The sequence below is a fragment of the Amycolatopsis halotolerans genome (assembly GCF_042647905.1).
Taxonomy (GTDB): domain Bacteria; phylum Actinomycetota; class Actinomycetes; order Mycobacteriales; family Pseudonocardiaceae; genus Amycolatopsis; species Amycolatopsis halotolerans.
Genome location: NZ_JBHRWI010000002.1, coordinates 1 through 12784, shown reverse-complemented (window position 1 = coordinate 12784; position 12784 = coordinate 1). Strand labels below are relative to the sequence as shown.

Annotated in this window: 8 protein-coding genes; 6 read left to right on the top strand and 2 right to left on the bottom strand. The window is 69.1% G+C overall.

Annotated elements, in window-relative coordinates; translation table 11 throughout:
• Positions 1 to 283: 283 nt before the first annotated feature.
• Positions 284 to 616: a VOC family protein gene (locus ACFORO_RS00775; RefSeq protein ID WP_377873927.1), complete on the bottom strand. Its 333-nt coding sequence runs from the start codon at positions 614 to 616 to the stop codon at positions 284 to 286.
• A gap of 322 nt (positions 617 to 938) precedes the next feature.
• On the opposite strand from ACFORO_RS00775, the gene ACFORO_RS00770 reads away from it, so the two are divergent.
• The 5 genes from ACFORO_RS00770 (at position 939) to ACFORO_RS00750 (ending at position 7879) form a co-directional block, all read left to right on the top strand.
• Positions 939 to 2522, top strand: coding sequence for an alkaline phosphatase family protein (locus tag ACFORO_RS00770; RefSeq protein WP_377896480.1), 1584 nt, complete (start codon positions 939 to 941; stop codon positions 2520 to 2522).
• 343 nt (positions 2523 to 2865) lie between these two features.
• On the top strand, positions 2866 to 3498 hold the full coding sequence (locus ACFORO_RS00765) for a TetR/AcrR family transcriptional regulator (RefSeq protein ID WP_377873926.1): 633 nt from the start codon (positions 2866 to 2868) through the stop codon (positions 3496 to 3498).
• Between the two features lie 427 nt (positions 3499 to 3925).
• Positions 3926 to 5452, top strand: a complete 1527-nt coding sequence (locus ACFORO_RS00760; RefSeq protein WP_377873925.1) for a Re/Si-specific NAD(P)(+) transhydrogenase subunit alpha — start codon at positions 3926 to 3928, stop codon at positions 5450 to 5452.
• A 19-nt stretch (positions 5453 to 5471) separates the two neighbouring features.
• Positions 5472 to 6890, top strand: a complete 1419-nt coding sequence (gene pntB, locus ACFORO_RS00755; RefSeq protein WP_354749599.1) for a Re/Si-specific NAD(P)(+) transhydrogenase subunit beta — start codon at positions 5472 to 5474, stop codon at positions 6888 to 6890.
• Between the two features lie 14 nt (positions 6891 to 6904).
• Positions 6905 to 7879 (top strand): NADPH:quinone oxidoreductase family protein, encoded by a 975-nt coding sequence (locus tag ACFORO_RS00750; protein WP_377873924.1) that lies wholly within the window; start codon positions 6905 to 6907, stop codon positions 7877 to 7879.
• A 521-nt stretch (positions 7880 to 8400) separates the two neighbouring features.
• Here ACFORO_RS00750 and ACFORO_RS00745 read toward each other — a convergent pair.
• Positions 8401 to 11436 carry a BTAD domain-containing putative transcriptional regulator gene (locus tag ACFORO_RS00745; RefSeq protein WP_377873923.1) on the bottom strand — a complete coding sequence of 1012 codons (3036 nt, stop codon included), beginning with the start codon at positions 11434 to 11436 and terminating at the stop codon, positions 8401 to 8403.
• A gap of 50 nt (positions 11437 to 11486) precedes the next feature.
• Here ACFORO_RS00745 and ACFORO_RS00740 point away from each other — a divergent pair, with 50 nt between their 5' ends.
• Positions 11487 to 12674 (top strand): MFS transporter, encoded by a 1188-nt coding sequence (locus ACFORO_RS00740; protein ID WP_377873922.1) that lies wholly within the window; start codon positions 11487 to 11489, stop codon positions 12672 to 12674.
• The last annotated feature ends 110 nt before the right edge of the window (positions 12675 to 12784 follow it).

The window sequence follows — 12784 nt, the reverse complement described above, 5'->3', positions numbered from 1 at the left end:
CTCTAGTCGCGAGACTAGGCCGGTTCGGGGCAGCGGGTCAACCCGGCCGGGGATCACGGTCTTCGGCAGAGCGACCGCTCGGCGAGCGAGCCTTCCGGCCCGCGACGCTGTGCGGTCTTTGGCGGCTGGGCGCAGGGGTGCGGGCGGCGGTTGCGGCCGCTCGTCGCGCGAGCCTCGGTGTCGCGCGGGGCCTTTCGGCGGACGTATCACCGGGAATTGTGCCGTTCCGGCCCGGAATGACCCTGTTCTCGCGAAGACCGCCGAAATTGCTCGCCGTCGTAGCTCACTTCCCGGTGAAAACCACGCGGTTTCCGTCCGGGTCGGTGAGCGGCAGGATGCGCGCGCCGCCGCCGGGTTGCGGGCCGTCGTGGGTGGCTCCGGCCTTTGTCGCGTGGGCGGCGGCCGCGTCGAGGTCCGTTTCCTCGAGGACGACCGTCGACCGTCCGGCCCGGTCGGGTTCGGACCACACCTGCAGTCCGAAAGTGTCGCCGAGGTGCCATTCGAGCAGGCCGGGCATCGGCCGGGCGTCCGGGGCGCGGTCGAACAGGGCCGCGTACCAGGCCTCGGCCCGCGCGAGGTCGGAGACGGTGCACTGGGCGAGCACTCGACGGATCATGACCGGTCCCTTCGTAGTGGTTTCGATCTGCAAGCACTTTCAGTGGACCACAAGTGCTGGCAAGACGCAAGCACTCCGGCGGACGGCTGCCGGGTATCCGCGCTGATGAACGAATCAGGCGAATTGCGTCCGCTGCGCCTGAGAACGGGTTTCTTCCCGCTGCGGAAATCTGTTCCGCGCCGGGCGAGAGCGTTCATCTTGTGTTTCTCCGGCGGTTTTCCCTTGTCTTTGTGCGCGGCCTGGAATACGCCGGTCGCCGTGTCGGGCGGCAGGGACTAGGAGGACTCCTGTGTCGAGAATTCGTTGGCGTGTCGTGGTGGCGATGGCGGCGGCCGGTACTGTCGCGGCGGCCGTGCCCGCGCTGGCCGCTCCGGGGCGCACCGAGCATGTGCTGCTGCTTTCGGTCGACGGTCTCCACCAGTCGGACCTGGACTGGTACACGCGCACTCATCCCGGGTCCGCGCTGGCCGCGCTCGCGGCGCACGGCACCGAATACGCGCACGCGAACACGCCGGTGCCGTCGGATTCGTTCCCCGGCATGGTCGGGCAGGTGACCGGCGGCAACCCCGCGAGCACCGGGATCTACTACGACGCCACCTACAACCGGGCTCTGCTCCCGGCGGGCACGACGTCCTGCGCCGGTGTCAAACCCGGGTCCACAGTGGATTACACGGAGGACCTGGACCGCAATCAAGGTGCCATCGACGCCGGGCAAGGCCTGCCGAACCTGCCGGACGGCGTGCTCGCGATGACCGGAAATCCGCGTTCGCTGATCAACCCGGCCGCGTTGCCCGTCGACCCGAAGACGTGCAAACCTGTTTACCCGCACCAATATCTTCGAGTGAACACTGTGTTCGAGGTCGCGCGGCAGGCCGGGTTGCGCACCGCTTGGTCGGACAAGCACCCGGCGTACGAAATGCTCAACGGTCCGTCGGGTAGCGGCATCGACGACCTCTTCACGCCGGAGATCAACAGCAAGGCGCCCAGTGCCAGCGACTGGACGAAGGACAACTCGGCGACTCAGCGTTATGACGGCTACAAGGCCAAGGCCGTCCTGAACGAGATCGACGGCTTTGACCACAGTGGACAGACTCGCGCGGGCACGCCCGGGGTGTTCGGCATGAACTTCCAGTCCGTTTCGACCGCGCAGAAGCTTCGGCTCTCCGGCGGCCAGCCCGGCGGATACCGCCCGGACGGAACCCCGGGCCCGGTGCTGCGATCCGCTTTGGACTTCGTCGACCGGCAGGTCGGCGCGTTCGCCGCCGAACTGCGAAACCGGCACCTCGAGCGCTCGACGACCGTGCTCCTCTCCGCGAAACACGGCCAGTCGCCGATCGACCCGAACGCGCTGACCCGCATCGACGACGCCCCGTTGCTCGCCGGCCTGAACGCCGCCTGGCGGTCCGCGCACCCCGGCGCGCCCGATCTGGTCGCCCAATCGACCGACGACGACGCGATGCTGCTGTGGTTCACCGACCACTCGCCGTCGGCCGCCGAGTTCGCGCGGCAGTACCTGCTGGCCCAGTCCGGCACCGGAAACGACAGCACCGGCGCGGCGAAACCGTTCGCGCACGCGGGCCTGACGACCGCCTACGCCGGAGCCGACGCTGCTCGCTACTTCCAGGTGCGCCCAGGCGACCCGCGGGTGCCGGACCTGGTCGGCATCGCCCAGCACGGCGTCGTGTACACCGGCGGCCACTCGAAAATCGCCGAACACGGCGGCGCGGCCGCCGACGACCGCGCGGTTCCGCTGGTGGTCAGCGGCGGGCACGGGGTGCGGATTCCGGCGGCGGTCGAGACGACCCAGATCGCGCCTACGATCCTGCGACTGCTGAACCTGGACCCGCGTGCGCTGGACGCGGTGCGCGAGGAAGGGACGGCGCCGCTGCCCGGCCTCGGCCGCTGATCGCGCCTCGGCCCGTCTCTCGCCGAGGGGCGGGCCGGGGAGCGGCGATTCGACAAGACAAAGCGGGCGGAGTGGCTGGAGGAGCCGGAAGGTCTCCCTGAACAGGGGGTCTGGTTCGCCGGAACGCGCCGGTCGAGCGGGCTGGGATTCATCTGGTCGGTGAGCCGCGCCGCGGAATCTGGCTGGGTTCGTCCGTGCGCGGCGGGGGCTCACGTGGGCAGCGGGACGCCCCGCGCGTTCACCGCACTCGTTGTCCCATTGCTCGGGAAACTGCGGAAAGACCGGCATCAACCCTGCTCACCGGCCTATTATGAGCAAAAGCTCACCCCGGAGGAGGCCCGCGATGCCCGGAAAGCGCCTGCAACCGCGCAAGGAGCCGCAGCAGGTGCGCGGCGAACTGACCCGGCAGCGGATCCTCACGGCGGCCGCGCAGATTTTCGCTGAGATGGGGTACGCCGCGGGCACCACGAATCGCATCGCGGAGCGGGCGCGGGTGTCGATCGGGTCGCTGTATCAGTACTACCCGAACAAAGACGCCATCCTCGTCGCGTTGGCGTCTCAGCATCTCGACGCCGGCGCGGAAACCCTGCGCCGCCACCGGGAAACCGCTGGGCCGCCGGACTCGCTGGACGGTGCGCTCCGCGAACTCGTGCACGTCGCGATCCAGAATCACCTCGACGATCCGCAGCTGTTGCGCGTGCTGGCCGAACAAGCCCCGCGCTCGGCGGAGTTGCTGGAGCAGGTCGCGCGGTACGAGGAGGAGCGGGTCGCGTATGTGCGCGGTCTGCTCGAGCCGGAAGTGTCCAATGTGGACATGGCGGCGCGGATCATCGTGAACACGGTGGAACTGCTCGTGCACAAGATGATCGCCGGGCCGGAGCCGCTCGATCTGCCCGTGTTCGAGGACGAGCTGGCGGCCATGCTGACCCGGTACGCGACGGCTGGCTCCGAGCGGAGCAGCGGGTTGCGCCATTGAGTCGCCGACCCGGAAACGGCGGTTGTCAAGTGGCGGACATCACTGTGGACGTCGTGATCGATCAGGCGATCGATTCCGCGATCCCGGCCGCGACGCGGCGGCGGGCGGCGAAGGCAGGAACCGGCGGGAGGGGCGGGGAGCGGTTCAGGCGGGTAGTCGGCGGTTTCCGGCTCGGCCGCGCCCGGAGGTCGCCGCGACGCGGGGGAGCGGCTCGGACAACCGGTGCCGCGACAGCCCAGGGCTATGACCGTGATCTCGTCGCACTTGCTGTCGAAAAAGGGCCTCCGGTTGGCTGCCGGAGGCTGGACGGCATGGGAGTATCCAGCGCATCTGTACCTGAAGCGGGCGAAGTCGGACCAGGTGGCGACCCAAAACGCCGTCAGGCCCGGCCGGCGGATCTTCCGCGAACGAGCGGGAAGGAGACAGCATGCTGATCGGGGTGCTCAGGGAGGCACAACCGGGGGAGACGCGCGTCGCGGCGACCCCGGAGACGGTGGGCAAGCTGCGCGGGCTGGGCTATGACGTGACGGTGGAGCCGGGCGCCGGGCTGGCGTCCGGGTTCTTCGACGAGGCCTATGCGGACGCGGGCGCGACGTCCGGGTCGATCGCGGACGCGGACATCGTGTTCGGGGTGAACGCTCCCTCTTCCGAGCAGTTGGACGCGGTGAAGCCGGGAGCGGCGGTGGTGAGCCTGCTGGCTCCGGCGCTGCATCCGGAGCTGGTGGAGGATCTGGCGAAGCGGCCGATCACGGCGTTGGCGATGGACGCGGTGCCGCGGATCAGCCGGGCGCAGTCGCTGGACGTGCTGTCCTCGATGGCGAACATCGCCGGCTACCGCGCGGTGGTGGAGGCGGCGCACACGTTCGGGCGGTTCTTCACCGGTCAGGTGACCGCGGCGGGCAAGGTGAACCCGGCCAAGGTCCTGGTCGTCGGCGCCGGGGTCGCCGGGCTGGCGGCGATCGGCGCGGCCGGAAGCCTCGGGGCGATCGTGCGGGCGACGGACCCGCGCCCGGAAGTCGCCGACCAGGTGAAGAGCCTCGGCGGGGAGTACCTGTCCATCGAGGACCCGAACGCCGAAGTCTCCGCCACGGGCTACGCGAAGGAAATGGGCGACGACTACAAGGCGCGCGAGGCTGAGCTGTACGCGACGCAGTGCCGCGAGGCAGACATCATCGTCACGACGGCGTTGATCCCGGGCCGTCCGGCGCCGCGGATCATCAGCGGCGAGATGGTCGCCTCGATGAAGGCCGGTTCGGTCATTGTGGACATGGCCGCGGCGAACGGCGGCAACGTCGAGGGCTCGGTCGCGGGCGAGAAGATCGTCACCGACAACGGCGTGACGATTCTCGGCTACACGGATCTCGCCGGTCGGCTTCCGGCGCAGGCGTCGCAGCTGTACGGCACCAACTTGGTGAACCTGATGAAGCTGATGACGCCGGAGAAGGACGGCCAGCTGGTCGTGGACTTCGAGGACGTGGTGGTCCGGTCGATCACGGTGGTGAAGGGCGGCGAGCTGACGTGGCCGCCACCGCCGGTGCAAGTCTCTGCCGCACCGCAGAAACCCGCGGCGGCCGCGGAGAAGAAGGAAGAGCCGAAGAAGGAGCCGATGTCCTCGGGCCGCCGGCTCGGTGTGGTGCTGGGGATCGCGGCGGTGTTCCTGCTGCTGGCGGCGTTGGCCCCGGCGGCGTTGCTGCCGCATCTGACGGTGTTCGCGCTGGCGATCGTGATCGGCTATTACGTGATCGGGCATGTGCATCACGCGCTGCACACGCCGTTGATGTCGGTGACGAACGCGATTTCCGGGATCATCGTCGTGGGCGCGCTGCTGAATCTGGTCAGCGGAAACACGGTGGTCGTCGTGCTGGCGGCGGTGGCGACATTGCTGGCGACGATCAACATTTTCGGCGGGTTCGCGGTGACGCGCCGGATGCTCGCCATGTTCTCCCGCAGCTGACCCGAGAGGCCTTCTTCAGATGACTGTGCACACTGCGAGCCAGGCCGCCTACATCGTGGCCGGGCTGTTGTTCATTCTCGCGCTGGCCGGGCTTTCCCGGCACGAAACCGCGCGAGTCGGTAACTATTTCGGCATCGCCGGGATGATCGTCGCGTTGATCGCGACCATCGCCCAAGCGGTGTCCGGGGACATCACCGGCACCTCCATCGCGTTGATGATCATCGCGATGGTGATCGGGGCGGGGATTGGGTTGCGCCGGGCCGCGGTGGTCGAGATGACCGGGATGCCCGAGCTGATCGCCCTGCTGCATTCGTTCGTCGGTCTAGCCGCGGTGCTGGTGGGCTGGAACGGGTACCTGCAAGTGGAATCGGACCCGTCCGGCGGGGAAGCGGCGCATTTGGATTCTCTGGGCACGCTGGGGATTCACCACGCCGAGGTGTTCATCGGCGTGTTCATCGGCGCGGTGACGTTCACCGGGTCGATCGTGGCGAACCTGAAGCTGTCGGCGAAGATGAAGTCCGCGCCGTTGATGCTGCCCGGCAAGAACTTCCTGAATCTCGGCGCGCTCGTCCTGTTCGTGGCGTTCACCGCGTGGTTCGTGGTCAGCCCGCACCTGTGGCTGCTGGTCGTGGTCACTGTGCTGGCGCTGGCGCTGGGGTGGCATCTGGTGGCGTCGATCGGCGGCGGGGACATGCCGGTGGTTGTGTCCATGCTGAACTCGTATTCGGGCTGGGCCGCGGCGGCGTCGGGCTTCCTGCTGGAGAACGACCTGCTGATCATCACCGGCGCTTTGGTGGGCTCCTCCGGTGCGTACCTGTCCTACATCATGTGCAAGGCGATGAACCGGTCGTTCATCTCCGTCATCGCGGGCGGGTTCGGGATCGAGGCCGGGCCGTCCGGGGACAAGGATTACGGCGAGCACCGGGAAATCACCGCGGAAGGCGCGGCGGAACTGCTCACCGGTGCGTCGCGGGTGATCATCACGCCGGGCTACGGGATGGCGGTCGCGCAGGCGCAGTACGGCGTGGCGGAGCTGACCCGGAAGCTGCGGGACAAGGGCATCGAGGTCCGCTTCGGCATCCACCCGGTCGCCGGACGCCTCCCCGGCCACATGAACGTCCTTCTCGCCGAGGCGAAGGTCCCGTACGACATCGTGCTGGAACTGGACGAGATCAACGACGATTTCTCCGACACCGACGTGGTGCTGGTGATCGGCGCCAACGACACCGTCAACCCCGCGGCCGCCGAAGACCCGGGCAGCCCGATCGCGGGCATGCCGGTGCTGACGGTGTGGGAAGCGGAGAACGTGATCGTGTTCAAGCGCTCCATGGCTTCCGGCTACGCGGGCGTGCAGAACCCGCTGTTCTTCCGGGAGAACTCGGCGATGCTGTTCGGCGACGCCAAGGACCGGGTCAACGACATCCTCTCGGCGCTGTGAACCAGGAGAAACGCATGAAAGCTGTACACATCAAGGATCTCGAAGGCCCGTCGACGGTTTCGGCAGTCGAGGTCGATTCGCCCGCGCGTGCTGCCGACCAGGTGCTGATCGACGTGCACGCGGCCGGGGTGTCGTTCCCGGACGTGCTGCAGACGCGCGGGCTGTACCAGGTGAAGCCGGGGCTGCCGTTCATCCCGGGCGCCGAGGTCGCCGGGGTCGTCGCGGAGGCCCCGGACGGTGCGGCGGTCAAGGCCGGGGACCGGGTCGCGGCGCTGCCGTTCCTGGGCGGGTTCGCCGGGCAGGTCGCGTGCGCGGCGGACGCGGTGTTCCCGATTCCGGACGACCTGGGCTTCGAGCAGGCGGCGGCGATCCCGTTCAACTATCTGACCGCGCACTTCGCGCTGTGCCGGCGCGGCCGGATGGCGGCCGGGGAGACCGTGCTGGTGCACGGCGCGGCCGGCGGGGTCGGGACGGCGGTGATCCAGGTCGCGAAGGCGTTCGGCGCGGGCAAGGTGCTCGGGGTGGTGTCGACGCCGGAGAAGGGCGAAGCGGCGGTCGCGGCCGGGGCGGACGAGTACGTGCTGGCGGACGGTTTCAAGGACGCGGTGAAGGCGTCGACCGGCGGCCGCGGGGTCGACGTGATCGCGGACGTCGTCGGCGGGGACCGGTTCACCGATTCGCTGCGCTGCCTGGCTCCGGACGGCCGGATGCTGGTCATCGGATTCACCGGCGGGTCGATCCCCGAGGTGAAGGTGAACCGGTTGCTGCTCAACAACTTGGACGTCGTGGGCGTCGGGTGGGGTGCTTATGCGCTGCCGCGGCCGGGGTATTTGCAGGGGCAGTGGACGGAGCTGCTGCCGAAACTGGCGGCCGGGGCGATCGTGCCGCCGCTGGGCGGGAGCTATCCGCTGGCCGAGGTGCGGGAGGCGTTGGAGGCTATCGAGAACCGGAAGGCTATGGGGAAGCTGGTTCTTACTGTGCGTCCGTAGTGGATTGGTGGGCGGGAGGTCCTGGATGCTGGTTCCCAATGCCAGGACCTTAAGCCGCGTGACCTCGGCCCGCCGATCGTCCACAAAGGACTTCAATAGCACCGGAATGCCCGATTTGTCACCATGTGACCGGGTCTTGAAGTCCGTGAGGGGGCCCTTGAGGGAATCTGATTCCCTCAAGGGCCCCCTCACGGAGCACTCCCGGGCTTCGGCTCCCGGGTCCGGGTCCCACAGCGACGTGCGTTCAACCGGATCGAGCCAGCTGAGCTGGGGAAACACGCCGGAAGCGCGTCCGCATCACAGCCTTATTATAAGTTCCTGGCATTGGTGCTGATGGCGGCCAGGGCCTTCCGTTTCGTATTGTCCTATGTAGACAGGAATTCAGGCTGACGGCAGCGAGGTTTAGTGAGCTTGTTGGCCGTCTGCGTCGCGACAAGACTGGCTGATCGGGAGGTTCCCCGGCCGATCAGCGCGTCAGTTCCATGGTACCGATGAGCTGCTCGCGGTCACCGTCATCCCGTTCACGACACCATCCTCATTGCCTCCTCGACGGACAACCGTGCACCACTCTCGAACACACCGACGAAACCGGAACCGAGAACCGCTTGTGCCGCTTCAGTAATTCGGTCCACATCACCCCGCTCGGCGGCGGGCAGCGGTGCGTCGACAGTTCGTCGCGCGGCATCGGCGGCGCCGAGCAGCAACGCGGCGGACTGCGGCGCACAAGTGCCCGCCAAACCCTCCAGCGACAGCGCGAAAGCACGCGGCTCATCGAGCATCCGCGCGTATTCCAAGCCCTGCAGGTGGTACGTCCGAGCCTGCACCAAATCGCCTCGCAGTTCGGCAACGAAACCGAGTTCCGCGTACAGCAGGTGATCCCCTGCCACCGAGGACACGTCGCGGTATTCGTCTCGGAGGCGGGTCAGGCGGTGTTCGGCGGCGTCGAGATCGCCGGAGCGGCGAGCGCCTAGCGCGAGGCCCATTTCGGCGTGGATCCGGCCGTAGGTGTAGCCGTGGTCGGACGCGATGCGCAGGGCTTGTTCGTGCAGTTCGCGGGCTCGCGGCCAGTCGCGTTCGAGCAGGGCCAGGCGGCCGAGACCGGACAGTCTCGCGGAGACTTCCGCTTGCAGGTCCAGTTCGCGCGCGATGGCGAGTCCGTCGTGCTGGCGGCGGGCGGCTTCGGCGTAGTCGCCCTTGATTTCGGCTAGCGCGGCCAGCGGCGGGATGGTCTGCATCTCGCCCCACCGGTCGCCGAGGCGGCGGAAGAGTTCGGCGCTGCGCAGGCCGTCCCGGCCGAGTGCTGCGAGATCTCCGCGGACCAGGCTGAGCATGGCGCGCAGGCCGAGCGCCGCGGCGACGCCCCACTCGTCGTCCCCAGCGGCGGCGAGGGCGCGCTCGTTCACCTCGTAGCTGGCGGTGATGTCGCCGACGCTGAACAAACTGTAGGCACGCAACCACAACGCGCGAACGCCGTCCGGGGAATCGGGCGGGGCTTGTTCGCCGGTCAGCAAAGCGAACGATCCATTGAGGACGGTTAGCTCCAGATCCGTTGCGGCGACCCGCAATACGGCCGACAGCATGCGTCGGCCTTCGGTGAGCCTGCCTCGTAGCAGCCACCACCAGGACAACGCTTTCGCCAGCCGAACCGCTTCGGCGGACGCTCGGCAGATCGCTTCGTCCAGGGCGGCGCGCAGGTTGCCCGCTTCGACGTCCAGCCGGGTGAGCCAAGTTCGTTGACCAGCGCCCCGCAGTTGCGCGTTCTCGGCGATTTCCCGGTAGTGGCGCAGGTGTCGTGCGCGTGTGGCGGCAGGGTCCGTCAGGTGTTCGACGGCATAGGCGGCAACGGATTCCAGCAGCCGGTATCGAACCCCGGCCGGTCCGTTCGTGACGGCGACCAGCGACCGGTCGACCAGCCGGAGCACGAGGTCGAACACGTCTCCCGCACAGACGGCTTCGGCGGCGGCGAGATCGAAGCTGTCCCGGTGCACGGCCAGTCTGCTGAGGACAGTCCGTTCGGGTGCGCTGAGCAGTTCCCAGCTCCAGTCGAGCACCGCGCGCAACGTTTGCTGCCGCGCCGGAGCGCCGCGTGATCCTCGGGTCAGGACGGCGAACCGGTCGTTGAGCCGGGCGGCCAGTTCCCGCACGCCCAGGCCGCGCACGCGAGTCGCCGCGAGTTCCAGCGCGAGGGGGAGACCGTCCAGGCGGCGGCAGATTTCGGTGATCGCGTCGAGGTCGCGCGCGAAATCCGGCGCGGAGGCGGTGGCGCGTTCGATGAACAGCCGCACGGCGTCCGCGGGCGGCAGCGGTGCTACCTCGAACACAGACTCGCCCGGCAGACCGAGCGGTTCCTGGCTGGTGGTAAGTATGCGCAGGTCACGGGTACCGCGCAGGAGTGCTTCGACGAGTTCGGCGGCGGCTTCGACGACGTGCTCGCAGTTGTCCAGGACGAGCAGCATCCGGCGGTCGCGCAGGGCTGTGGCGAGTCGTTGCGTCGGGGAGGCGGAGTCGACCGAGTCGCGGATTCCGAGCACGGCGGCGACTGCTTCGGCGAGGTCGGCGGCGGTGCCGCGGATGCCCGCGAACTCGACCAGCCACACGCCGTCTGGAAACTCGCCTCGTGAGTGCCTATCCCGGTTGGAACCGGCATAGGCACTCACAAGCCCCACTGCCAGCCGGGACTTGCCGACTCCGCCCGGCCCCGTCAACGTCACCAGCCGCGCCGACAGTCCGGCGAGCTGCTTGAGCGCCTCCTCCCGACCGATCAACGGCGTCAGCGGGCGGGGGAGATTCCCCCGCGGTTCGGCAGCCAGCGCGGGATCCTGCCGGAGCAGCGATTCGTACACCGCGCGCAGCTCCGGACTCGGGTCGACGCCCAGTTCCTCGGCGAGCCGAGTGCGGAGATCCGCATAGGAGGCAAGGGCTTCGCTCTGCCGTCCGCGCAGGTACAGCGCGCGCATCTGCGCCGCCCGCAACCCTTCCCGGAGCGGATTTCGCGCGATGACGTCCGTCAGATCGTCCGCGGCGGAGTAGTCGCCTGCTTCGACCTGCGCCGCAGCCTGCTCTTCCACCGCGGCCAACTGCAGTTCGGCCAGCCGGTGCGCGGCCGATCGCGCGAACTCCTCGTCGGCGAAGTCGGCGTACGCCTCGCCGCGCCACAGGCCCAGCGCTTCGGCGAATCGCTCCGCACGGGCCCGGGGATTCGCCGTCGCGCGAGCCTGGGTGACGAGGTCGCGGAACTGAATGGCATCGGAATGCCCGATCCGCAGCCGGTAGCCCGCCGGTTGCCGTTCGACGCCGTCCCGGCCGACGATCCGGCGCAGCTGCGACACCTTGGCCTGCAGCGCGCCGGCCGGTTTGCCGGGCGGACGGTCACCCCAGAGGTCCTGGACGAGCCGGTCCGCGGTGACCGGGCCGCCGTCGTGGGCCAGCAGGGCCGCGAGGAGCGTCCGCACTTTCGCCTCCGGCACGGTGACCAGCGCGCCTGTCTCGTCCCACACCGCGAGCGGGCCGAGCACCCCGAACCGCATCGCCTTGCTCCCGTCGCGCCAGCAGGTCACCGTCAGTCGATCGTAAGCATTCCCGAAGGCCCGGTCCGCACAGTGGGCGCATGAGCCCCACCTCAGCCGCCGTCGCGCCGACTCAGCGGCTTCCGCTTTTCGCGCTGCTGTCCCTCGCCACCGCGGTGTTCATCACCAGCCTCACCGAAACTCTGCCCGCCGGGCTGCTGCCCGCGATGAGCGGCTCGCTCGACGTCAGCGAATCGGCGACCGGCCAGACCGTCACCGTCTATGCGCTGGGCACCGTGCTGACCGCGATCCCGCTGTCCACCATCACCGCCGGTTGGCGACGCAAACGGTTGCTCCTGGCCGCGATGGGCGGATTCGCCGTGGCCAACACCGTCACGGCCGTGTCGTCGGAGTACAGCCTGACGATGGTCGCGCGGTTCGTCGCAGGCGTCGCGGCTGGTCTCGCGTGGGCGCTGCTGGCCGGTTACGCCCGACGCCTGGTCGCGCCCGCTCTTCAGGGTCGTGCCATCGCGATCGCCATGGCCGGCATCCCGGTCGCGCTGTGCCTCGGCGTGCCTGCCGGGACGTTCGTCGGCCAGCTCACCGGCTGGCGTACCGCGTTCCTCGCCATGACCGTGCTCACCCTGGTGCTGCTGGCCTGGATCGGCGCGGCGGTGCCCGACTTCCCTGGTCAGGCCGAGGGAGCGCGTCCGAAAATGCTTCCCGCGCTGCGCATCCCCGGGGTCGCGGCGGTCCTGTTCGTCACGCTGATGTTCGTGCTGGCGCACACCGTGCTGTACGCCTACCTCGCCACCTTCCTCACCGGCCTCGGCATGGGCGGCGACACCGACCTGGTCCTGCTGACGTTCGGCCTCGCTTCGATCGCGAGCATCTGGATCGTCGGCGCGCAGATCCACCGGCGGCTGCGGTTGCTGACGGTCCTCAGCGCGCTGCTGGTCGCGGTCGCCGCGGCGCTGCTCGCGACCGAACCCGCGCTGGTTTACGCCGCCGCCGCGCTGTGGGGTCTCGGCTGGGGCGGGGTGCCGACCTTGCTGCAGACCGCGGCCGGGGACGCGGGCGGCGAGTCCGCGGACACGGTCCAAGCGATGCTCGTGACGCTGTGGAACGCGGCGATGGCGGCCGGCGGCGTCGTCGGTGGGGTGCTGCTCGACGTCGCCGGCAGCGGTTCGTTCCCGTGGACCGTGCTGGTGCTGATGGCGCCGGTGCTGGCGGTCGTCCTGCTCGCGCGACGGCGCGGGTTCCCGGCCGCTGAGCGCACGTCGCCGTAGGCCCCGGACCCGGGAGCGGAAGCCGGGTAGTGGTACGTGAGGGGAACCCTGAGGGACTGAACTGCTCCCCGGGAGTTGGACTGGGAATCGAGTTCCGGCTTGCGGGGAGT

Bases quoted from the DNA above. Each gene is read 5' to 3' on its own strand.
- ACFORO_RS00765 (WP_377873926.1), top strand. From the start codon at position 2,866: ATGCCCGGAAAGCGCCTGCAACCGCGCAAGGAGCCGCAGCAGGTGCGC.
- ACFORO_RS00740 (WP_377873922.1), top strand. From the start codon at position 11,487: ATGAGCCCCACCTCAGCCGCCGTCGCGCCGACTCAGCGGCTTCCGCTT.
- ACFORO_RS00770 (WP_377896480.1), top strand. From the start codon at position 939: ATGGCGGCGGCCGGTACTGTCGCGGCGGCCGTGCCCGCGCTGGCCGCT.
- ACFORO_RS00760 (WP_377873925.1), top strand. From the start codon at position 3,926: ATGCTGATCGGGGTGCTCAGGGAGGCACAACCGGGGGAGACGCGCGTC.
- pntB (WP_354749599.1), top strand. From the start codon at position 5,472: ATGACTGTGCACACTGCGAGCCAGGCCGCCTACATCGTGGCCGGGCTG.
- ACFORO_RS00750 (WP_377873924.1), top strand. From the start codon at position 6,905: ATGAAAGCTGTACACATCAAGGATCTCGAAGGCCCGTCGACGGTTTCG.
- ACFORO_RS00775 (WP_377873927.1), bottom strand. From the start codon at position 616: ATGATCCGTCGAGTGCTCGCCCAGTGCACCGTCTCCGACCTCGCGCGG.